This is a genomic window from Blastococcus sp. SYSU DS1024, from assembly GCF_054050795.1.
In genome coordinates this window covers 18,098-39,044 of sequence record NZ_JBJHAA010000029.1, presented here as the reverse complement: position 1 = coordinate 39,044, position 20,947 = coordinate 18,098, and the positions used below count along the sequence as shown (strand labels likewise).

The 20,947-nt window shown below is 74.4% G+C and carries 19 protein-coding genes; 9 read left to right on the top strand and 10 right to left on the bottom strand.

The genetic code is table 11. The features are described from left to right. Positions 1–132 (top strand): integrase core domain-containing protein (locus ACI79S_RS19215; protein ID WP_456595045.1); only part of this gene is annotated, 132 nt, incomplete at its 5' end. A 108-nt stretch (positions 133–240) separates the two neighbouring features. On the opposite strand, the gene ACI79S_RS19210 is transcribed toward ACI79S_RS19215, so the two are convergent. From ACI79S_RS19210 to ACI79S_RS19200, 3 genes are read right to left on the bottom strand one after another with little or no spacing between them, the layout of a single operon-like run. Next, positions 241–1,047, bottom strand: a complete 807-nt coding sequence (locus ACI79S_RS19210) for an SGNH/GDSL hydrolase family protein (protein WP_456595044.1) — start codon at positions 1,045–1,047, stop codon at positions 241–243. Positions 1,048–1,098: 51 nt separating this feature from the next. Continuing rightward, positions 1,099–2,073, bottom strand: coding sequence for a TIGR01777 family oxidoreductase (locus ACI79S_RS19205; RefSeq protein WP_456595043.1), 975 nt, complete (start codon positions 2,071–2,073; stop codon positions 1,099–1,101). Positions 2,074–2,108: 35 nt separating this feature from the next. Beyond that, positions 2,109–3,530, bottom strand: a complete 1,422-nt coding sequence (locus ACI79S_RS19200) for a dihydrolipoyl dehydrogenase family protein (protein ID WP_456595042.1) — start codon at positions 3,528–3,530, stop codon at positions 2,109–2,111. Positions 3,531–3,565: 35 nt separating this feature from the next. On the opposite strand from ACI79S_RS19200, the gene ACI79S_RS19195 reads away from it, so the two are divergent. The 8 genes from ACI79S_RS19195 (at position 3,566) to ACI79S_RS19160 (ending at position 11,821) form a co-directional block, all read left to right on the top strand. Continuing rightward, positions 3,566–4,078, top strand: a complete 513-nt coding sequence (locus ACI79S_RS19195) for a flavin reductase family protein (RefSeq protein WP_456595041.1) — start codon at positions 3,566–3,568, stop codon at positions 4,076–4,078. A 151-nt stretch (positions 4,079–4,229) separates the two neighbouring features. Beyond that, positions 4,230–4,751, top strand: coding sequence for a sigma-70 family RNA polymerase sigma factor (locus ACI79S_RS19190; RefSeq protein WP_456595040.1), 522 nt, complete (start codon positions 4,230–4,232; stop codon positions 4,749–4,751). Next, positions 4,735–5,832 carry a hypothetical protein gene (locus tag ACI79S_RS19185; protein ID WP_456595039.1) on the top strand — a complete coding sequence of 366 codons (1,098 nt, stop codon included), beginning with the start codon at positions 4,735–4,737 and terminating at the stop codon, positions 5,830–5,832. Before ACI79S_RS19190 ends, ACI79S_RS19185 begins: the two co-directional genes overlap by 17 nt. A gap of 19 nt (positions 5,833–5,851) precedes the next feature. Further along, positions 5,852–6,811: an ABC transporter ATP-binding protein gene (locus ACI79S_RS19180; protein WP_456595038.1), complete on the top strand. Its 960-nt coding sequence runs from the start codon at positions 5,852–5,854 to the stop codon at positions 6,809–6,811. Next, positions 6,808–7,653 (top strand): ABC transporter permease, encoded by an 846-nt coding sequence (locus tag ACI79S_RS19175; protein ID WP_456595037.1) that lies wholly within the window; start codon positions 6,808–6,810, stop codon positions 7,651–7,653. The genes ACI79S_RS19180 and ACI79S_RS19175 overlap by 4 nt, the downstream gene beginning before the upstream one ends. A 330-nt stretch (positions 7,654–7,983) precedes the next feature. Further along, positions 7,984–10,587 carry a bifunctional FO biosynthesis protein CofGH gene (locus ACI79S_RS19170; RefSeq protein ID WP_456595036.1) on the top strand — a complete coding sequence of 868 codons (2,604 nt, stop codon included), beginning with the start codon at positions 7,984–7,986 and terminating at the stop codon, positions 10,585–10,587. Positions 10,588–10,596: 9 nt separating this feature from the next. Continuing rightward, the gene (locus tag ACI79S_RS19165; protein ID WP_456595035.1) at positions 10,597–11,016 is read left to right on the top strand and encodes a cupin domain-containing protein; all 420 of its coding nucleotides are present in this window, start codon (positions 10,597–10,599) and stop codon (positions 11,014–11,016) included. 34 nt (positions 11,017–11,050) lie between these two features. Further along, positions 11,051–11,821 (top strand): metallophosphoesterase family protein, encoded by a 771-nt coding sequence (locus ACI79S_RS19160; protein WP_456595034.1) that lies wholly within the window; start codon positions 11,051–11,053, stop codon positions 11,819–11,821. 12 nt (positions 11,822–11,833) lie between these two features. On the opposite strand, the gene ACI79S_RS19155 is transcribed toward ACI79S_RS19160, so the two are convergent. The 7 genes from ACI79S_RS19155 to ACI79S_RS19125 are packed head-to-tail and all read right to left on the bottom strand — an operon-like array spanning position 11,834 to position 20,929. Next, positions 11,834–12,676 carry an HAD-IIA family hydrolase gene (locus ACI79S_RS19155; RefSeq protein WP_456595033.1) on the bottom strand — a complete coding sequence of 281 codons (843 nt, stop codon included), beginning with the start codon at positions 12,674–12,676 and terminating at the stop codon, positions 11,834–11,836. Further along, positions 12,669–14,150, bottom strand: coding sequence for a biotin carboxyl carrier protein (locus tag ACI79S_RS19150; RefSeq protein ID WP_456595032.1), 1,482 nt, complete (start codon positions 14,148–14,150; stop codon positions 12,669–12,671). Before ACI79S_RS19150 ends, ACI79S_RS19155 begins: the two co-directional genes overlap by 8 nt. Further along, a complete protein-coding gene (locus ACI79S_RS19145; RefSeq protein WP_456595031.1) occupies positions 14,150–15,523 on the bottom strand; it encodes an acetyl-CoA carboxylase biotin carboxylase subunit in 1,374 nt (457 codons plus the stop codon). The genes ACI79S_RS19150 and ACI79S_RS19145 overlap by 1 nt, the downstream gene beginning before the upstream one ends. Then, complete coding sequence (locus ACI79S_RS19140; protein ID WP_456595030.1) at positions 15,516–16,001, bottom strand: acetyl-CoA carboxylase biotin carboxyl carrier protein; 486 nt, start codon at positions 15,999–16,001, stop codon at positions 15,516–15,518. Before ACI79S_RS19140 ends, ACI79S_RS19145 begins: the two co-directional genes overlap by 8 nt. A gap of 5 nt (positions 16,002–16,006) precedes the next feature. Further along, positions 16,007–17,086, bottom strand: a complete 1,080-nt coding sequence (locus ACI79S_RS19135) for a PEP/pyruvate-binding domain-containing protein (RefSeq protein ID WP_456595029.1) — start codon at positions 17,084–17,086, stop codon at positions 16,007–16,009. Between the two features lie 11 nt (positions 17,087–17,097). Next, on the bottom strand, positions 17,098–18,906 hold the full coding sequence (locus ACI79S_RS19130) for a PEP-utilizing enzyme (RefSeq protein WP_456595028.1): 1,809 nt from the start codon (positions 18,904–18,906) through the stop codon (positions 17,098–17,100). Positions 18,907–18,937: 31 nt separating this feature from the next. Beyond that, a complete protein-coding gene (locus ACI79S_RS19125; RefSeq protein WP_456595027.1) occupies positions 18,938–20,929 on the bottom strand; it encodes an acetoacetate--CoA ligase in 1,992 nt (663 codons plus the stop codon). Positions 20,930–20,947: the final 18 nt, after the last annotated feature.

Below are 20,947 nucleotides of genomic sequence, written 5' to 3'. Positions count from 1 at the left end.
ACCTCCGAGACCGCTCGCCGGGCTGCCCTGTCAGGCTGGCTGCACCACTACAACAACCACCGGCCCCACACAGCGCTCGGCAACCTCCCGCCGATCACCCGCTGCACCAACGTCTCCGAGCAGTACAACTAGTCGTCCCGAGGGCCCTGGACAGCCCGGGGTCCGTGTCCACGGCTGGGCACCGGGCAAGCACTGACGTGCCTGTCACGACGTGGCGCCCTCGTCGTCCGCCCCGGGGCGTCAGGGGCGCGGGAGGGCCAGGGGGACGGGACGCTTGGCCGCCCGGCCGTCACCGGAGGACCGGCCGTGCAGCCGCCGGCCGATCCAGGGGGCCACGAAGCCGCGCACCCAGGCCGCCTCCTCGGCCAGGGCCGCCCGCAGCTCGCGGGGCGGCTGCGGCGGGAGCGGGGTGCGCCAGTCCTCGCCGTCGGCCCCGGGCAGGCCCAGCGCCGCCGCGGCGGCCAGCGCCGTGCGGCGGTGCCCCTCGTCGGTGAGGTGGATGCGGTCGGTGTCCCACATCCGCCAGTCCTGGATCCAGGCCGCACCCCACTGGTCGAGCACGGCGGCCCCGTTGCGGGCCGCCACCGACCACAGGCTCGCGTTGAAGGCGGCGACCTTGCCGCGGGTGCGGCGCAGGATGGGCGTCTGCCGGGGGTCGACGCCGGTGGCCAGCAGCACGTCGGCGCCGGCGGACCGGAAGCGGACGACGGCGGACTCCAGCTGCGCGACCAGCTCGTCGGGGTCCGAGCCCGGGCGGAGCAGGTCGTTCCCGCCGGCGACCAGGCTGACCAGGTCCGGCCGGGCCTCCAGCGCCACGGGCACCTGCTCGGCGAGCACCTGCGGCAGCAGCCGGCCGCGGATGGCCAGGTTCGCGTACTCGACCTCGGCCCCGGGAGCGGCGGCCGCGAGGTGCTCGGCCAGCCGGTCGGCCCAGCCGCGGAACTCCCCCGGGCGCTCGGGGTCGGGGTCGCTCAGCCCCTCGGTGAACGAGTCGCCGAGGGCGATGTAGCGGCGCCAGGGGGAACGCGACGATCGGTCGAACTGCACGAGCTCACTCCAGCACGACCGGCCCCGCCGCCGTCGCGGGGGTGCCTCGGATCAGCGACGGCGTCGCCGCCGCGCCTCCGCGACCAGGTCCGCGGCCGCCTCCTCCCAGCGAGGGTGCGCGAACCGGAAGCCGGCCTCGAGCAGCCGCCCCGGCACGACCCGTCGGCTCTTCAGCAGCAGCTCGGTGTCGGTGCGCAGGACGACGGCGCCGACCTCGGCCATGGACCGGGTGGCGGGCAGCCCCACGCGGGCGCCCCAGGCGCGGCGCAGCGACCGCATGAACTCCCGCTGCGGCACCGGGTCGGGGGCGGCGATGTTGACCGGCCCGTCGACGTCCTCCCGGTCCAGCAGCAGCTGCACCGCGCGCACGAAGTCCTCGCCGTGGATCCACGACACGTACTGCCGGCCACCTGCGACCGGCCCGCCGAGGCCGACCCGGGTCATCCAGGAGAGGTAGTCGAAGACCCCGCCGCGGTCGGGCGTCATCACCATCGCCGTGCGGAGCGCGACGCGGCGTGTCCCCGGGGTGTCGGCCGCCGCCTGGGTCTCCTCCCACCGGCGGGCGATGCGCACGCTGTACTCCCAGTACAGCGGCACGTCGGGTTCCTCGCCGCCGATGACACCGGTCGCCTCGTCGTGCGGGAGGTCGCCGGGGCGGCTGCGGGCGTCGGCGTAGATCGTGGCCGTGCTCATCTGCAGCCACACCCGCGGCGGCCGCCCGGCCCGCCCGATCGCCTCCCCGACCACCCGGGTCGAGTCGACGCGGGAGCTCATCATCTGGCGCAGGTTCGCGTCGGTGTACCGGCAGCTGACCGTCCGGCCCGCGAGGTTGACGACCGCGTCGGCGCCGTCCAGCTCCTGCGCCCACGGGCCGAGCGTGCGGCCGTCCCAGAGCACGTGCCGGACGCCGTCCTCCAGCTGCTCGGGGCGGCGGCTCAGGACGACGACCTCGTCGCCTCGCTCCGCCAGCGCCCGCCGCAGCACACCGCCGACCTGCCCCGTGCCGCCCGGGATGACGATCTTCACGACCGGACCCTAGCGGCGCCGGGCCCCCGAGGTGATCAACCGCGGTAGGTCTCCAGCAGCCGCAGCCAGATCTCGCTGATCGTCGGGTAGGCAGGGACGGCGTGCCAGAGCCGGGCGATCGGCACCTCGCCGACGATCGCGATCGTCGCCGCGTGCAGCAGCTCGGCCACCGCCGGGCCGACGAAGGTCACCCCCAGCAGCACCTCGCGCTCGGTGTCGACCACCGCGATCGCCGTCCCGGTGTAGCCGTCGGCGAACACCGAGGCGCCCGCGACGCTGCCGATCGGGTACTCGACGACGCGGTGCGACAGGCCGGCGTCCCGCGCCTCGGCGGCGGTGCGCCCCACGCTGGCCACCTGCGGCGCGGTGAACACCACCGAGGGCGTCGCGACGTCGTCCGCGGTGTCCACGAACGGCGACCAGGGCGAGGTGTCGACCTCCTCGCCGCGCGCCCGGGCGACGATCGCCGCGCCCGCCTGGCGGGCCTGGTACTTGCCCATGTGGGTCAGCTGCCGGCGCCCGTTGACGTCGCCGACGCCGTAGAGCCAGGGCACGCCCTCGACCCGTAGCGTCGCGTCGACGGTCAGGTACTCCCCCGGCGTCAGCCCGACGGTGTCCGCGCCGATCTCGCCGGTGCGCGCCGCCCGGCCGATGGCGACCAGCACCTCGTCGCCGCGGACCTCGCCGGCCGACGTCGTCAGCACCACCTCGGTGCCGTCCCGGCGGGCGGCGGTGACCTCGGTGCCCAGCCGGACGTCGACGCCGGCGTCCCGCAGCGACGCGGCGACGGCGTCCCCGGCCTGCGGCTCCAGCCGCGGCAGCAGGCGATCGCCGCGCTGCAGCACGGTCACCTGCGACCCCAGCGCCTGCCAGGCCGTGGCCATCTCGCAGCCGACGTAGCCGCCCCCGAGCACGAGCAGCCGGCCCGGCGCCTCCTTGGCGCTGGTGGCCTCGCGCGGACCCCACGGGTCGACGTCGGCCAGCCCCTCGATCGGCGGGGTCGCCGCCGCCGACCCGGTGCACACGGCGACCGCGTGGCGGGCGGTCAGCCGGGTCGCGGTCCCGTCCTCGGCGGTCACGACGACCGTCCGCTCGCCGTCGAGCCGGCCGGCGCCCCGCAGCAGGTCGATGCCGGCACCCTGCACCCACTCGACCTGGCCCGAGTCGTCCCAGTGCGAGGTGAACGAGTCGCGGCGGGCGAGGGTGGCCGCCACGTCCTGGTCGTCGGTGACCGCCTGCCGCGCGCCGTCGACGGCGCGAGCCTCGGCCAGCACCTCGGTGCCGCGCAGCAGCGCCTTGCTCGGCATGCACGCCCAGTACGAGCACTCCCCGCCGACCAGCTCCGGCTCCACCAGGACGGCCGACAGACCGCCCCGGACGACGACGTCGGCGACGTTCTCCCCGGTGGACCCGGCCCCCAGGACGACGACGTCGTAGCTCCGCTGTTCTCCGCTCACGCGTCAGATACTTGTCATGTGGTCGACTGGCCGCCATGCCGGTCGACGCCCGCGAGTTCACCGCCGCCCTGGCCCACTACGCCGCCGGGGTGTGCCTGCTGACCGTGCAGGACGACATCGACGACGTCGGGACGACGGTCAGCTCGGTCATGAGCGTCTCGGCCGCACCCCCGCTGGTCGCCGTCGGCCTGACCGCGGGCGGCTACCCCGCCGAGGTGCTGGAGGCGGTCGGCCGCTGCGCGCTGACCGTGCTGGCCGCGCCGCACGCGATCGTGGCCTCCCGGTTCGCCTCGGCCGGGCGGCCCAGCGCGCGGCACCTGCTGGAGACGGTGCCCTGGACCCGGGCCGGGGGCAGCGGCGCCATCGTCCTGAGCGAGGCGCCGGCCGCCCTGGACTGCCGCCTGGAGCGGGTGGTCGAGGCCGGCGACCACGTGCTGGCTCTCCTGGAGGTCGAGGACGTGCCGGTGCAGAACCCGGAGGCCCGCCCGCTGCTGCGGCTGCGCGGCCGGTTCGTCGACGAGACGGGGGCTCCCGCCGGGCGCGGCTGAGCGACCCGGCGAAGAAGTGCCGGGCCGGGTGTCACATCCGCGGGCCCGGCGGTGCTATCGGTACATGGACCTCGTACGGCACGGACGGCCGGCACCGGCGGCCGTCCTGACATTCCCCGGTGCGCTCGGCCGGGTCGGAGGGACGGGCAGCGTGCAGGCAGCAGCGACCCGCGGGGCGGTGCGGCCAGATCTCGAGGAGGTCTTCCGCCGCGACTACCAACGGGTCGTCGGTGTCGCCGCCCGGGTGCTGGGCTCCCGCGACCAGGCGGAGGACGTGGCGCAGGAGGTGTTCCTGTCCTTCGGCCGCTCGTCGGTGCCCGCGGCCGAGGCGGCCGGCTGGCTGTCGGTCGCCGCGGCCCACACCGCGCTGAACCTGATCCGCTCGGGGCGCCGCCGCGCCGACCGGGAGGAGACGGTGGCGTCGGCCGCCGACCCCGTCACCCCCGACGTGGCCGACACGGTGCTCACCCTCGAGGACCGCAGCCGCGTCCGGGCAGCCCTGGCCCGGCTCCCCCGCAAGCAGGCGACCGCGCTCGTGCTGCGCCACAGCGGCCTGAGCTACGCCGAGGTCGCCACCGCACTCGATCTCTCCCCCGGCAGCGTCGGCACGACCGTCCGCCGCGCCGAATCCGCACTTCGCAAGGAGCTGAACCGCCATGCGTCACCCGAATGAGGGCGTCCTCCGCCGGCTGATCGACGAGCCCGCCGGGGTGTCCGACGCCGACCGCGCCCACGTCGCCGGCTGCCCCGTCTGCCTGCGCGCCCTCGACGACGCCCGCGCGGACGCGCAGCTCGTCGGCGCGGCGCTCGGCGGGTCCGCCCCCGCCTCCGGCGCCGTCGACACCGACGCCGCCTGGGCCCGGTTCTCGGCCGCCGCCGTCCCGTCGGCTCCGACCGCCGTCCGCCCGGCGCGCCGCACCACGCGGAACCGCTGGGGCGCCGCGGTCCGCCGTCCGGCCGTGGCCGCCGTGGGCGCGGCGGTGCTGCTGACCGGCGCCGGCGTCGCGGCGGCCAACGACTGGCTGCCGATCTTCCAGACCGAGCGCGTCGACCCGGTCGAGGTCACCTCCACCGACCTGGTGCAGATCCCGGACCTGTCCGCCTACGGCGAGCTGGAGTTCACCGAGGAGCCCGAGCCGGAGCCGGTGGCCGACGCCACGGCCGCGCGGGAGCGCACCGGCCTCGCCGTCCCGGAGGTGGGCGAGCTGCCCGAAGGCGTGACCGGCGAGCCGGCCTACCTGGCGGCCGACGTGGCCCGCGCGACGTTCACCTTCTCCGCGGCCAAGGCCGCGCAGGCCGCGGCCGCCGAGGGCGAGGTCCTGCCTCCCCCGCCGGCCGGCCTGGACGGCGCCCAGCTGCGGCTGGAGGCCGGTCCCGGGGTCGCGGCGGTGTGGTCGCAGCCGACCGGCGTGCCCACCCTCGTCGTCGCCCGGGCGAACGCGCCGACGGTGCTCTCCTCGGGCGTGCCGTTCGAGACGGTCCGCGACTACCTGCTGTCGCTGCCCGGCCTCCCCGACGGCCTCGCCGACCAGCTGCGCGACCTCTCCACCGACGCCGCGACGCTGCCGCTGCCGGTTCCGGCGGAGATGGTGACCAGCTCGACGGCCGACGTCGACGGGGTGGAGGCGACGGTGCTCACCTCCCGCAACGGCCTGTTCGCCGGCGTGGTCTGGGTGGAGGACGGCGTGATGACCGGCGTCGCCGGGACGCTCAGCGCCGACGAGCTCCTCGACGTCGCCCGTGACCTCCGCTGACGCCGCTACCGTCCGCGGGGTGACCTCGACCGATCCCGCGGCGGGCGGGCTCGACGACCTGCCGCCGTCGCCGGCGGTCTGGTGCTCCGGACTGCGCAAGCGGTACGGACGCCGGACCGCCGTCGACGACGTCTCCTTCACCGTCGGCCGAAGCGAGGTCGTCGGCCTGCTCGGCCCCAACGGCGCCGGGAAGACCAGCGTCATCAAGATGCTGCTCGGCCTGGTGCGGCCGGACGCCGGCGAGGTGCTGCTGCTGGGCCGACCGGCGTCGGACCCGCGCTCCCGCAGCGCCGTCGGGTACCTGCCCGAGCTGTTCCGCTACCAGCCGTGGCTGACCGCGGCCGAGGTGCTCGACCTGCACGTCCGGCTCTCCCGGCTCGACATCCCCGCCGACGAGCGCCGCGAGTGCCTGGCGCTCGTCGGCCTCGGCGAGCGGACCGGCGACCGCGTCGGCAGCTTCTCGAAGGGCATGCAGCAGCGGCTCGGGCTGGCCGTCGCACTGGTGGCCCGGCCGGAGCTGGTGGTCCTCGACGAGCCCACCAGCGCGCTGGACCCCCTGGGCCGGGTGGACGTCCGCGATCTCGTGCTCGCGCTGAAGTCCCGCGGGGTCGCGGTCCTGCTCAACTCGCACCTGATCGGCGAGGTGGAGCGGGTGTGCGACCGGGTGGTGATCCTCGACAAGGGCCAGGTGGCGGCGTCGGGCACGCTGGCCGAGCTGCTCGGGCAGCGCGAGGTCCGGCTGCGGCTGGCGGACGTCGACGAACGGGTCGAGCAGCGGCTCCGGGCGGCCGGATCGCTGATCCGCAGCGGCGACTGGTTCACCGTGCAGCTCGCCGCGGAGGACGACGGCGTCACCGTCCCCGACCTGGTGCGCGACCTCGTCGGGCTCGGGGTGCGCGTGCACGCCGTCGAGCCGGTGCGGATCAGCCTCGAGGAACGGCTGCTCGCCGTCCTCCGGCACGAGGAGCCGACGCCGTGACGGCGCTGACGATCGCCGGGCTCACCCTGCGCGAGGCGTTCCGGCGCAAGGTCGTCTGGGCGCTGCTGATCCTGACCGTGGCGCTGCTGGCGCTCAGCGGCTGGGGCTTCTCCCGGCTGATCGGCCTGGACACCGAGCTCGGCACGCTCACCAGCGGCGAGGCCCGTCTCGTCGCCTCGATGCTGATCAACCTGATCATGTTCGGCTTCAGCCTGATCGCGGCGATCGGCACGGCGTTCCTCGCCGGCCCGACGCTCGCCGGTGAGGTCGAGTCGGGCCAGGCGCTGGCGATCCTCGCCCGGCCGGTCCGCCGCTCGTCGGTGCTGCTCGGCAAGTGGCTGGGCCTGCTCACCTTCGGCTGCGGGTACGTGGTGCTGGCCGGGCTGGCACAGCTGCTCATCGTGCGCGCGGTGGTCGGCTACTGGCCGCCGTCACCCGCCGCCGGGCTCGCGCTGCTGGCGGCCGAGACGGTGGTGCTGCTGACGCTGGCGCTGCTGCTCTCCAGCGTCATCTCCCCCATGGCGTCGGGGATCGTGGCGGTCGGCCTGTTCGGGGCCACCTGGGTCGCCGGCGTGGTCGGCGGCATCGGTGGGGCGCTGGGCAACGAGGGCGTCGAGCGGGTCGGCAGCGTCTCGCGGGTGCTGCTGCCCACCGACGGCCTGTGGCGGGGCGCGATGAACGCCTTCCAGGACCCGTCGGCGCTCGTCCAGATGGGCCCCGAGGGCGGGTTCCCGTTCCTGGCCGATGCGCCGCTGACGCCGGTCTACCTGGCGTGGGCGGCGGTCTGGATCGCCGTCATCCTCGGGTTGACCGCCCTGTCCTTCCAGCGCCGCGACATCTGAGCGCCGGTCCGTTCCCCACGCGTTGTGCACGAACTGTGGCCAGCTGGACGCCATGACGACGGTTCGTGCACATTCGGCGGTGGCTCCGCTCGGGGTCCGGCTCCGCCGAGCGGCCCGTCGCCGGGCGGGGGGCACCGAGCGACGGGGGCCTCGTCCGCGGAGGCTGCGCCCCGTCGTGCCAGCTCCGGGCCCCCTCGGCGCGCGGGACCTGCTCCAGGGGAAGACGGTCTCTGCTTCCCCTGGTCAGCAGGGAGCGACTTCCCGCAGGATCCCGTTCCCGCCGGGTCGGCAACGTCGCCGTGATCCCGGCGGGCTAGCGTCGGACGCGCTATGAGCGCTCTGCCTGCACCGTCCGAGTCCGCCGTCCGCCGCGCCCTGGTCCGCGCCGAACGGGGCGTGACCCTGGACGCGACCGAGGCCGAGACGCTGCTGCACGCCCGCGGCCTGGGCGAGGGCGACCCGCTGGACCGGCTGCTCACCGCCGCGGGCCGGGTGCGCGACGCGGGCCTGGCCAGCGCCGGGCGGCCGGCCGTGGTGACGTACAGCCGCAAGGTGTTCATCCCGCTCACCCACCTGTGCCGCGACCGCTGCCACTACTGCACGTTCGTCACGACGCCGGGGCAGCTGCGCGCCGACGGCAAGGCGCCCTACCTCTCCCCCGACGAGGTGCTCGACATCGCCCGCGCCGGTGCGGCGCTGGGCTGCAAGGAGGCGCTGTTCACCCTCGGCGACCGCCCGGAGGACCGCTGGCCGGTCGCTCGCGAGTGGCTGGAGGCGCACGGCTTCGACTCGACGCTGGGCTACCTGCGGGCGATGGCGATCCGGGTCCTGGAGGAGACGGGGCTCCTCCCCCACCTCAACCCCGGCGTGCTGTCGTGGGAGGAGATCCAGCGGCTCAAGCCGGTGTCGGCGTCGATGGGGATGATGCTGGAGACGACGGCGACCCGTCTCTGGTCGGAGCCCGGCGGCCCGCACTACGGCAGCCCCGACAAGGAGCCCGCCGTCCGGCTGCGGGTGCTGGAGGACGCCGGGCGCTCCGCCGTCCCGTTCACCACCGGTGTGCTGCTGGGCATCGGCGAGGACTACGCCGAGCGGGTGGACGCCGTCGGCGCGATCCGGGCCGCGGCGGCGCGGCACGGGCACGTGCAAGAGGTCATCGTCCAGAACTTCCGCGCCAAGCCGCGCACCGCGATGCAGGCGCACGACGACCTGGAGCTGCAGGAGTACGTCGCCGCCGTCGCCGTCACCCGGCTGCTGCTCGGCCCGAAGGCCCGCGTCCAGGCGCCGCCGAACCTCAGCGACTCCACCGAGCTGGGGCTGCTGCTGCGCGCCGGTGTCGACGACTGGGGAGGCGTCAGCCCGCTGACCCCCGACCACGTCAACCCGGAACGGCCCTGGCCGAACATCGACAAGCTCGCCGCGCTGAGCGCCGAGGCGGGGTTCGAGCTGCGCGAGCGGCTGGCCGCTCAGCCCGGGTACGTGGTGCAGCCCGAGCCGTGGCTGGACCCGCGGGTGCGCCCGCACGTCTCGGCGCTCGCGGGCCCCGACGGGCTGGCGGTCGAGGGCCGCATCCCGGCCGGGCTGCCGTGGCAGGAGCCGGACGAGTCGTGGACGGCGTCGGGACGGGTCGACCTGCACGTCGAGGTGGACACCGTCGGCCGCACCGGTGACCGGCGCAGCGACTTCGACGCCGTCTACGGCGACTGGTCGGAGCTGCGCGACCGCACGACCGCCGCCCGGGACGGCCGCTCCACCGCGCTGGCCGCCGGCGACCGGGAGGTGCTGGCCGCGCTGCTGCACGCGGAGCAGGACCCGGCCGGGCTCACCGACGCCGAGTACCTCGCGCTGCTGGGCGCCGACGGCACCGACCTCGAGAACCTGTGTGCGCTCGCCGACGCGGTGCGCGCCGACGTCAACGGCGACGACGTCACCTACGTGGTGAACCGGAACATCAACTTCACCAACGTCTGCTACACCGGCTGCCGTTTCTGCGCCTTCGCCCAGCGGCGCACCGACGCCGACGCCTACACGCTGTCGATGGAGCAGGTCGGCGACCGCGTCGACGAGGCGTGGGCCGCCGGCGCCACCGAGATCTGCATGCAGGGCGGCATCCACCCCGACCTCCCGGGCACCGCCTACTTCGACCTGGCCCGCGAGGTGAAGCGGCGGCAGCCCGGCATCCACCTGCATGCGTTCTCCCCCATGGAGATCGTGAACGGCGCGGCGCGCACCGGGCTGTCGTTCCGCGAGTTCCTCACCGGGCTCAAGGAGGCCGGGCTGGACTCCATCCCCGGCACGGCGGCGGAGATCCTCGACGACGACGTCCGGTGGGTGCTGACCAAGGGCAAGCTGCCGACGGCGACCTGGCTGGAGATCATCGGCACCGCGCACGAGGTCGGCCTGCCGACGACGTCGACGATGATGTACGGCCACGTCGACACCCCCGCCCACTGGGTCGGGCACCTGCGCACGCTGGCCGCGCTGCAGGACCGCACCGGCGGGTTCAGCGAGTTCGTGCTGCTGCCCTTCGTGCACCACAACTCGCCGATCTACCTGGCCGGCGTCGCGCGGCCGGGGCCGACGGTGCGCGAGAACCGGGCCGTGCACGCGGTCGCCCGGCTGCTGCTGCACGGGCGCATCGGCAACATCCAGACCTCGTGGGTGAAGCTCGGCGACACCGGCACCCAGGCGGTGCTGCAGGGCGGGGCGAACGACCTCGGCGGCACGCTGATGGAGGAGACGATCAGCCGGATGGCCGGCAGCGAGAACGGGTCGCTGAAGACCATCGCCGAACTCGAGGCGATGGCCGCCGCGATCGGCCGGCCCGCCCGCCAGCGCACGACCGAGTACGGCACCCCGTCGGCCGAGCGGATCGCGACCGCCCGCTCGGACGAGGGCCGCCGCCGGCTGACGCTGTCCCTCAACCCGCGCTAGCGTCCCGCCATGGCCGAGAAACCGGGCACGGACCACTGGCAGGCACCATCGCGGCACGTCCGGGCCGGCAAGCTGTCCGGCGACACCGGGCAGACCCCCGGCATGAGCCGGCGCGAGGCGATCTCGGCCCGGACCGTGGGCTCCGACCGGCTCTGGATGGGCCAGACGCACGTCGCGCCGCACACCAGCTCGGGCGACCACCACCACGGGCACTCCGAGACCGCCATCCACGCCGTCTCCGGGCACCCGGTGTTCGTCTTCGCCGAGGACGGCCGCGAGGTGCGCCTGGAGACCTCGCCCGGGGACTACGTCTTCGTGCCGCCGTTCACCCCGCACCGCGAGGAGAACCCTGGTGAGGAGGAGGCGGTCGTCGTCATCGCCCGCATCAGCCAGGAGGCCATCGTGGTCAACCTGCCCGGCCTCACCTGAGGGAGCCCGGAACCGCGATCGCTAGCGTGCGGCCGTGCGCATCGCGGCGATCGCCGACGTCCACGGCAACCTGCTGGCACTCGAGGCGGTGCTGGCCGATCTCGCGACCCGGGACGTCGATGTCGTGGTGAACCTGGGCGACCTGCTGTCCGGCGCGGTGCAGCCGCGGGAGACCGCCGACCGGCTGGTGGAACTCGACATCCGGACCGTCGCCGGCAACCACGAGCGCCAGCTCCTCACGTTCCCCCGCGAGCGCATGAGCGCCTCCGACCGGCTGGCGCACGACGCGATCACCGACCGGCACCGCGCCTGGATGGCCGGCCTCCCGCTGACCCTCTCCCCGGCCGAGGGGGTGCTCGCCTTCCACGGCTCCCCCACCGACGACCTGGTCTACCTGCTGGAGACGGTCGACCCCGACGGCGCCCGCCCGGCCACCACGGCCGAGGTGCTCGAGCGGCTGGGGCCAGCGGCCGACGTCCCCCTGCTGCTGTGCGGCCACACCCACCTGCAGCGGGCCATGGCCCTGCCCACCGGCGCGCTGGTGCTCAACCCCGGCAGTGTCGGCTGGCCGGCCTACGACGACGACCACCCGCACCCGCACGTGATGGAGGCCGGCACCCCGCACGCCCGGTACGCGATCGCCGACGACGCCGGCGGCTCGTGGAACCACGAGTTCCGCGCCGTCGCCTACGACTGGGAGTCGGCCGCCCGGACGGCGGAGGGCAACGGGCGCCCGGATGTGGCGCACGCCCTGCGCACCGGCCGGGCCGGCGACCCGACCGGGCCGTCGCGCCCACCTCGCTGAGCCGACCGCCGATCAGCCGCGGAGCAGCCCCGCGAGCACGCCGACGTCGGCCAGGTCGAGATGCGGGCGCACCTCGACCGGCAGGTCGGTGAACGACCCCGCGTGCCCGATGCCGGTGTGCACCGCCACGGCGAACGCGCCGCCGGCGTGCGCCATGGGCACCTCGAGCTCCGGGTCGTCCCCCACGACCGCGAGCTCCTCGGGCGCCAGGCCCAGCCGGTGCCCCGCCGTCCGCAGGGCGTCCAGCGAGGGCTTCCCGACGACGGTCGCCTCGCGGCCGGTGATGTCGCGGACGACGGCGCTGATCGCCCGCGACGTCCCCAGCGAGCGCCCCTCCGCGGTCGCGAAGAACAGCGACTGGGAGGCGCTGTACATCTGCGCCCCGTCGAAGACGGCGAAGACGGCGGCCTCCAGCGCGTCGAAGGTCAGCTCCTGCCGGAACCAGCCGGCCATCACCGCGTCGCACGGCGTCCCTCGCAGCGGGGGGACCGTCTCGATGCCGGCGGCCTCCAGCGGCTCGGTGATCCCCTTGCCACCGAGCACCATCACCCGCCGGTACCCGCGCTCGACGAACACGTCCACCGCCGTCGACGACGGGGTGAGCACCCGGTCCGCGCCGACCGGCAGCCCGATCCCCTCCAGGACGTCGGCGATCTGCTGCGGGGTCTTGACGGTGCCGTTGGTGTAGATGCAGAACCCGGTCCCGCGCTCGACGAGAGTTTCCAGGAGCGCGGACGCGCCGGGCAGCGGGACCATGCCCAGGTTGTTGCGGTCGCCCATCACCAGCGTGCCGTCCATGTCGAGGACGAAACCGCGGACCGCGCGGAGGCGGTCGTGGACGGCGGGGTCAGGCACTGAGGGTCCCTTCGGAGGAGCGGCGCACGGCGAGCCGGAAGCCCGGCTTGGTGACGGCGAGGTCGTGCACGGATGGCCGCGAGCCCAGCTCGGTGAGCAACGAGAGCACCGGCGCCAGCGCCGGGTTGAAGTGCCGGGGCGCAGGACCGGCGGCGACCATCGCGTCGACCTGCTCAGCGGGCATGTGCGCCCGCAGGAGCAGCTCCTCGTCGCTCACCCCGGGCCAGCGCCGGCGCAGCTCGGCCGGCGACGGCGGGGGTGGCTCGGCGGCGAGCTCGCGGGCCCGCGGCCGGTCGAGGATGCGGTCGAGCACCTCCGGGTCGATCGGCGCGGTCGGCCGGCCGAAGCTGCCCATCGCGTACCGGATCACCTGGTCCGGGACGTTGGCGTAGCGCTCCTCGCCGATCGTGTTGAACAGCGCCTGCGAGACGACCATCTGCGGGAACGGCGTGACCATGATCGGGTGGCCCATCTCCGCGCGGACCCGGCCCACCTCCTCGATGAGGCTCTCGAAGCGGTCCTCCATGCCGATCTCTCGCAGCTGCCGGCGCGTCGTCGTCATCACGCCACCGGCGATCTGGTGGTGCAGGAACGCGGCGTCGAAGTCCTGCGGCGTGCCCGCCGGCAGCCCCTCCGCAGCGGCGACGCCGTCGAAGAAGTCGCACACCAGGTCCAGCGCCCGGTCGTCGATGGCGACGGCGTGCCCCATCTCCCGGAGGTTGACGACCGTGCGCCGCGCCTCGGGCAGCGAGGAGCCGTTGCCCAGCGCCCCGCTGCCGACCTGCACCACCTCGACACCCAGGTCGGGCGCGAGCGAGTAGGTGAGCGGCGAGAGCCCGATCGTGGCGTGCGAGTGCAGCTCCAGCGGCTTGCCGCCCAGCGCGGCCGTGATCGCGGGCAGCAGGGTGCGGGCCCGCTCGGCGGTCAGGATGCCGGCCGGGTCCTTGACGTAGGCGCGGTCGAAGTTCGCGTCGGCGGCGTACTGCGCGGCGATCCCGGCGTAGAACGCGTCGTCGTGGACCTCGCTGATCGTGAACGTCAGCGCACCGACGACCTCGTCGACGCCGGCCTGCTTCAGCCGCCGCGCCGTCTCGCGGGCGGCGTCCATGTCGTGCATCGGGTCGAGCACGACGACCCGGTCGATGCCGTTGACCACGAGCCGGTCGTAGACCAGCTGCATCGTCTCGGGGTGGGAGTTCTGCCAGCTGATGAACCGGAAGCCGGTGCCGATGAACTGCAGCTTCGTCGTCGGCATCGCCGCCCGGGTCAGCCGGATCCGCTCCCAGGGGTCCTCCTGGTGCACCCGGACGGCGACGCCCATGGCGGTGCTCGACAGGTAGTCCAGCGCCCGTAAGCCGACCCGCTCCAGCAACGGGGCGGCCTGCACCACGTGCGCGGTGCGGAAGCCGGTGGCGCCCCAGAGGCTCTGGTTGCCGTCGCGCAGGGAGACGTCGACGAGCTGCACGTCGGCCATCAGCGGGCCCCCACCAGGTCGCGGGCGGACAGGAAACGCTCGAAAAAGGCGGTGTCGACTCCCCCGGCGCGGAACTCGGCGTCCTCCAGCAGCGCCTGGTGGACCGGCACCGTCGTGGTCACGCCGTCGATGCGCAGCAGCTCCAGCGCGGTGCGGGCCCGCGCCAGGGCGTCGTCGCGGTCGGTGCCGTGCACGATCAGCTTCGCCAGCAGCGAGTCGTAGTACGGCGGCACCACCGAGCCGCCCTGCACGTGGGTGTCCACCCGCAGCCCCTCCCCGACCGGCAGGACGACCCGGTCGATCCGCCCGGGCGAGGGGCGGAACCCGGCGGCCCAGTCCTCCGCGTTGATCCGGCACTCGACCGCGTGCCCGGTGAGGACGACGTCCTCCTGGCGCAGCCGCAGCGGCTGCCCTTCCGCCACGGCCAGCTGCTCGGCGACCAGGTCCAGCCCGGTGACCATCTCGGTGACCGGGTGCTCGACCTGGATGCGGGCGTTCATCTCAAGGAAGTAGAAGGTGTCGCGCTCCCGGTCGACCAGCAGCTCGACGGTGCCCAGCCCGCGGTAGCCCAGGTGCGCGCACAGCCGCAGCGCCGCGTCGGCCATCTCGGCGCGCAGCCGGTCGGAGAGCAGCGGGGCGGGAGCCTCCTCGAACAGCTTCTGGTAGCGGCGCTGCACCGAGCAGTCACGGTCGCCCAGGGCGACGGCGCGCGACCCGTCGCCGAGCACCTGCACCTCGACGTGCCGCCCGGACGAGACGAAGCGCTCCAGGTAGACCCGCGGGTCGCCGAACGCGGCGGCCGCCTCGGAGACGGCGAGGTCGAGGGTGTGCGCGAGCTCGGCCGGCTCCCGCACCAGTTTCATGCCGCGCCCGCCGCCACCGCCGACGGCCTTGACCAGCAGCGGGTAGCCGACATCGGCGGCCACGGCCTGCGCCTGCGCCAGGTCGGCCGCCTCGCCACCCGGCACCACGGGCAGCCCCGCGGCCACGGCGTGCGAACGGGCGGTGAGCTTGTCGCCCACGGCCTCCAGCGACTCCGGCGTGGGCCCGACGAACACGATCCCCGCGGCAGCGCAGGCCCGCGCCAGCGACGGGTTCTCCGACAGGAAGCCGTAGCCGGGGTGCACCGCGTCGGCGCCGACGGACTGCGCCGCCCGCACCACGGCGGCCGGGTCGAGGTAGGACGCCGAGGCCGCGGCCGGGCCGAGCCGCACGACGCGGTCGGCCAGCCGGGCGGGCAGCCCGTCCAGATCGGCGTCGGAGGCCGCCAGCACCGACTCGATGCCCAGCCGCGCGCAGGTGCGGATCACCCGCGCGGCGATCTCCCCGCGGTTGGCGACCAGCAGCCGGTGGATGCGGCCGGTGCTAGTCACCCGCCCCACCGCCCCCGACCGGCTCCACGACGCAGAGGACGGCGTCGGCGTCGGCGAACTCCCCGTTGCCGGTGCGGAACTCGACCACCGTCCCCCGGACGCCGGCGTGCACCGGCGTCATCATCTTCATGGTTTCGACGATGCCGACGACGGTCTCCTCGTCCACCGTGTCACCGACCTCGACGAACGGCGGGGAGCCCGGCTGCGGCGCCCGGTAGAAGGTGCCCAGCAGCGGCGGGTGCACCGCCACGAGGCCCTCCCCCACGGCGGCGGCCGGGGCGGCCGCCACGGGAGCGGCGGTCTCGGCGCGCTGCTCGACGACGGGGGCGCGGGTCACCTGCTGCTCGGCCGTCCACCCGGCGGCGCCCTCGCGGCGCACGGTCAGCGACAGGTCGGCCGTCTCCAGGTGCAGCTCGTCCAGGCCACTGGAGTCCAGCACCCGCAGCACGTCGCGGACGTCGTCGGGCGTCAGCTGCATCCCGCTCACTTCCCCGACGGGCGCTGACCGCCCAGCAGGTTGAACACGTGGTCGAACGGCCGCGCGGCCGGCGCCTGCGCGGCGGCCTTGCGGGCCGCGTCCTTCGCCGCCCACACCGTCTCCGGCCGGCTCTGCAGGAGGAAGACCTCGCCGGCGTCGTTGACCGCCCACTCGATGTCCTGCGGGCAGCCGTAGTGCGCCTCCACCCGGCTGGCGGTGGCCACCAGCTCGGCGATCTCGGCGTCGGAGACGGACGGCCGGTCGCGCATGTCCTCGGGCACGTCGTCCTCGACCACGCCGGCCCCGGACGGGTCCGGCCGGTGCCAGCGGGTCTTGGTCGCGACGTTGCGCTTCACCTCGCCGGTCACCTTGCTCACCACGAACGAGTCGGGGGTGACGTCACCGCTGACGACCGCCGAGCCCAGCCCCCAGCTGGCGTCGATGGCCACGACGGACTTGTCGCCCGACAGCGGGCTGCGGGTGAACATGACCCCGGAGCTGCGGGCACCGACCATCCGCTGGACGACGACGGCCATGCCGAGGTCGGTCTCCGGGATGCCGCGCCGCAGCCGGTAGGTCACCGACTCGACGCTGTAGAGGCTGGCCCAGCACCGGCGCACGTGCTCCAGGACCGAGTCGGCGCCGTGCACCCACAGGTAGGTGTCCTGCAGGCCGGCGAAGCTGTCCTCGGCGCTGTCCTCGCTGGTGGCGCTCGACCGCACGGCCACCGGCAGCTCCGGATCGCCGCACTCCTCGCAAAGCGCCGCGTACGCCGCGGCCACGGCGGCGGCCACCTCCGCCGGCGGCGGCGCGGACTCCAGCACCGCCCGGATCTCCGCGGTGCCCGCCGCCAGCCGCTCGGCGTCGGCGGGATCGAGCGCGGCCACCCGCTCCGGGATCGTCCGCCCGGACACGGTGAGGTGCTCGACGGTCTGCCGGAAGGCTGCCGTCGTCACCGAGAAGCCGGTCGGCACCCGGATCCCGGCGCGCAGCAGCTCACCGAGGCTGGCACCCTTGCCGCCCACGTCGGGGACGTCGCCGATGCCGACCTCGGAGAAGTGCAGCACGGGTCGGATCGTGGTCATGACCGATCCCATCAGCTCAGGACCGTGACGACGCCACGGTCGCCGTCGACGCGCACGCGGTCACCGGTGCGGATGCGGGCGGTCGCGGTACCGGTGCCGACGACGGCGGGCATGCCGTACTCGCGGGCCACGATCGCGGCGTGGCTCATCGTCCCGCCGATGTCGGAGACGGCCGCGGCGATCTTGCCGAACACCGGGCCCCAGCTGGGCGCGGTGACCGGGCAGACGAGGATCTCGCCCTCGCGGATCTGGCCGATGTCGTTGACGTTCAGCAGCACGTGGGCCACGCCCTCGACCACGCCGGGTGAGGCGGCGTAGCCCCGCACGGCCGACTCGTCGTCCTCCTCGGTACCGAGCCAGGACTCGATGGTCTCCTGCGTGATGCCCCAGAGCATCTTCACCGCGGGGTCGTTGAGCGCCTCCGGCACCGCACCGAGGGCCGGTGGGGGCGACCAGGTCGACAGCGCCGCCACGATCCGCTTGCGCTCGGCGACGATCGGCTGCCAGTGCCGGGCACCGAGCTCGGTGCCACCGGATGCCCACGCGAGCATGACGTCGGCCAGGGCGTCCTCGACCTCCAGGTGGCGCAGGTGGAAGACGTCGTCGGCGTCCAGCAGGACGCCGCGTTCGGCCAGCAGCTGCCCGAACGCCCGGATCTTCTGGAAGAAGCGGGTCGTGAACCAGTGCTCGCAGTAGAACTTGTGCGACTCGATGTAGGGGAACACCTGGCGGCACAGGCCCAGCATCTGGTCGAAGGCCGCCTGCTCCTCCGGGGTGTCCAGCAGCGCGCGGTACTCGCCGGCGATCCGGTCGCGCTCCTCGGCCAGCCGCTCGGTCGGGCGGGTGAGGTCCTCGCCGTTGCGGACCTGCTCGACGTAGCGGGGCAGTGCCGCGAAGGGCACCGTCAGGTCGTCGGCCCACGAGAGGTGGTGGTGGTAGAACCCGTCCCCCACCGAGACGTTGAACCAGGGGTCCTTGGCCGCCTCGAGCGCAGCCAGCCAGCGGGCGCCGGCCTCCCCGCGCTCCCCCAGCGCCGCGATCACCTTGGCCGGCGCCGTCCCCTCGACGAAAAGGTCGGCGAGGTCGAGGTCGACGGCGAGCACGGCCAGCTTCTTCAGCTCGTCGTCCGGCCGGTACATGGTGACGTCCATGCCGGCGACCATGCGGGCGACCATCTGGTCGCCCATCTCGGGGAACGCCTGCTTGCAGAACTCGAAGAAGACGACGTAGGCGCCGTAACCGAGCATCAGGAACTCGGTGTGGTGGTGCCACATCTTCGAGTACAGGTCGATGCAGCGGTGGAAGTTCTTGCGGAGGTAGTGGTTGGACGCGAACCCGCGGCCGCCGGTGACCACCTCGAGCGGGTCCAGCTTGCCCAGCTCGGGCACCTCCACCCCCTCGATGTCGGCGATCAGGGCCTCGATGCGCTGCTGCCACTCCCCGTACAGACGGTCCCAGTTCGCGTAGTAGTAGCCGGCCCGCTCCTGGAAGTCGGCCAGCCGCCGGCCCTGCTCGGCCTCGTCGAGCACGGGGTTGGCGGTGATGTAGACGCGGCCGTTGACGATCCGGTACTCGATGCCCATGGTGGTCGGGAAGGAGAACAGCCGGGCGGTGTTCGCCCCGATCGCGGTGTAGGGGATCTCCGAGGTCAGCCCGTCGAAGGCCGGCACCACCTCGGGGAAGTGCATGGAGTTGTAGAACCAGAAGCGCTGGTCGTCCTCCGGCTGGAAGCGCGAGAAGTAGGGGTACATCGCCTCCCACCCCTCCGCCCCGGGGACGGCGTCGAGCTGGGAGGGCAGGGGGAACGAGCGCTCGGTCATGGCGGTCCTGTTCGCGGGTGGTGGACGGGGGTCAGAGCGAGTAGTCGGACTGGGTGCGGGCGTACTCGGCGATGTCGGCGAAGGCGTCGGGGTCGGCCATCGCGTTCGGGTCCGCGACGTCGGCGACGGGCGCGCCCAGCAGGAGCCGCCGGACCGGGATCTCCATCTTCTTGCCGCTGCGGGTCACCGGGATCGCGCCGACGGCGACGATGCGGTCGGGGACGTGGCGCGGCGTGCAGTCGCTGCGCAACCGGGTGCGCAGCCGCGCCTCCAGGGCCTCGTCGAGCTCCGCGCCCGGTGCGAGCGCGACGAACAGCGGCATGAAGAAACCCCCGTCGGGCAGGTCGAGGTTCACCACCAGCGAGGTCAGCACCTGCGGGTCGTCCTCGACCACGCGGTAGATCTCGGCGGTCCCGATCCGGACGCCCTGCCGGTTCAGCACGGCGTCGGAACGGCCGCGGACGAAGCAGCCCCCGCGCTCGTTCACCTCGAAGAAGTCGCCGTGCCGCCACACCCCGGGATAGGTCTCGAAGTAGCTGGCGCGGTACCGGGCGCCGTCCTCGTCGCCCCAGAAGAACAGCGGCATCGACGGCATGGGCTCGGTGATGACCAACTCCCCCACCCGGCCGACGACGCTGTTCCCGGAGTCGTCCCACGCCTCCGCGGCCACTCCCAGCGACCGGGCCTGGATCTCCCCCGCGCGCACCGGCAGCGTCGGGACACCGCCGACGAAGCCGGTGCAGCAGTCGGTGCCGCCGCTGCCCGTGGCGACCGACAGGTCGTCCTTGACGTCCGCGTAGAACCAGGCGGTGACCGCCGGGCCCACCGGGGAGCCGGCCGGCATGACCACGTCCAGCGCGGACAGGTCGAACCGCTCGCGGGGGACGACGCCTGCCTTCTGCATGAGCTCGACGAACGTCGGGCTGGCGCCGAAGAGTCGGGCGCGGCCGTCCTGCGCGATCCGCCACAGGACGTCGACGTCGGGGTGGGCGGGGTTCCCGTCGTAGAGCACTGGCACCGCCCCGGCCAGCGGCATGGTGAGCAGGAAGTTCCACATCATCCAGCCCGTGGTGGTGAAGAAGAAGGCGCGGTCACCGGGGCAGAGGTCGTGGTGGAGCACGTGCAGCTTGAGGTGCTCGAGGAGGATCCCGCCGTGCCCGTGCACGATCGCCTTGGGCAGGCCGGTGGTCCCGGAGGAGAAGAGCACCCACAGCGGGTGGTCGAAGGGCACCTGCTCGAAGGCGAGGTCTGGGACGTCGGGAGCGGCCACCACCTCGGCCCACGGCGTCCCCGGCTGGTCGAGCCCGAGCACCGGGACCGTGATGACCTCCCGCAGCCCCGGCAGCCCGGAGACGAGTGCGGCGACCTCCCCGCGCCGGTCGAAGTCGTGGCCGCCGTAGCGGTAGCCGTCCGCGGTGACCAGGACGACCGGGTCCAGCTGCCCCAGCCGGTCCAGCGCCCCGCGGGAGCCGAAGTCCGGCGACACGCTGGCCCAGACCCCCCCGATGCTCGCGGTCGCCAGCATCGCCACCATCGCCTGCGGGACGTTGGGCAGGTAGGCGACCACCCGGTCCCCCGGCCGCACGCCGCGCGCCCGCAGGTGGGTGGCCACCACCCGCACCTGCCGCGCGAACTCCTCCCACGCCAGCTCGCGCAGCGGGGTGGTCTCGTCGGCGAAGAGCAGCGCCGGCTCCCCGGCGCGTTCCTGCCGGAGGACGTGCTCGGCGAGGTTGAGGCGGGCACCGGGGAACCACCGGGCGCCGGGCATGACCCGCTGCTCCAGGACGGCGGTGTGCGGCGCCGACGACCGCACCTCGAAGAAGTCCCAGACCGCCTGCCAGAACTGCTCGAGCTCGACCGTGGACCAGGACCAAAGGTCGGCGTAGCCGGCGAACCCCCGCCCGGTGCGTTCGGCGACGAAGGCGGTGAACTCCGCCAGCCTCGTGGCCGCGGCCCGCTCGGGGGCCGGGATCCACAGCAGGTCGCCCTCGCGGACCCGGGACGTCGATCGAGAAGCCGGCATGGCCAGACAGTGGCGCAG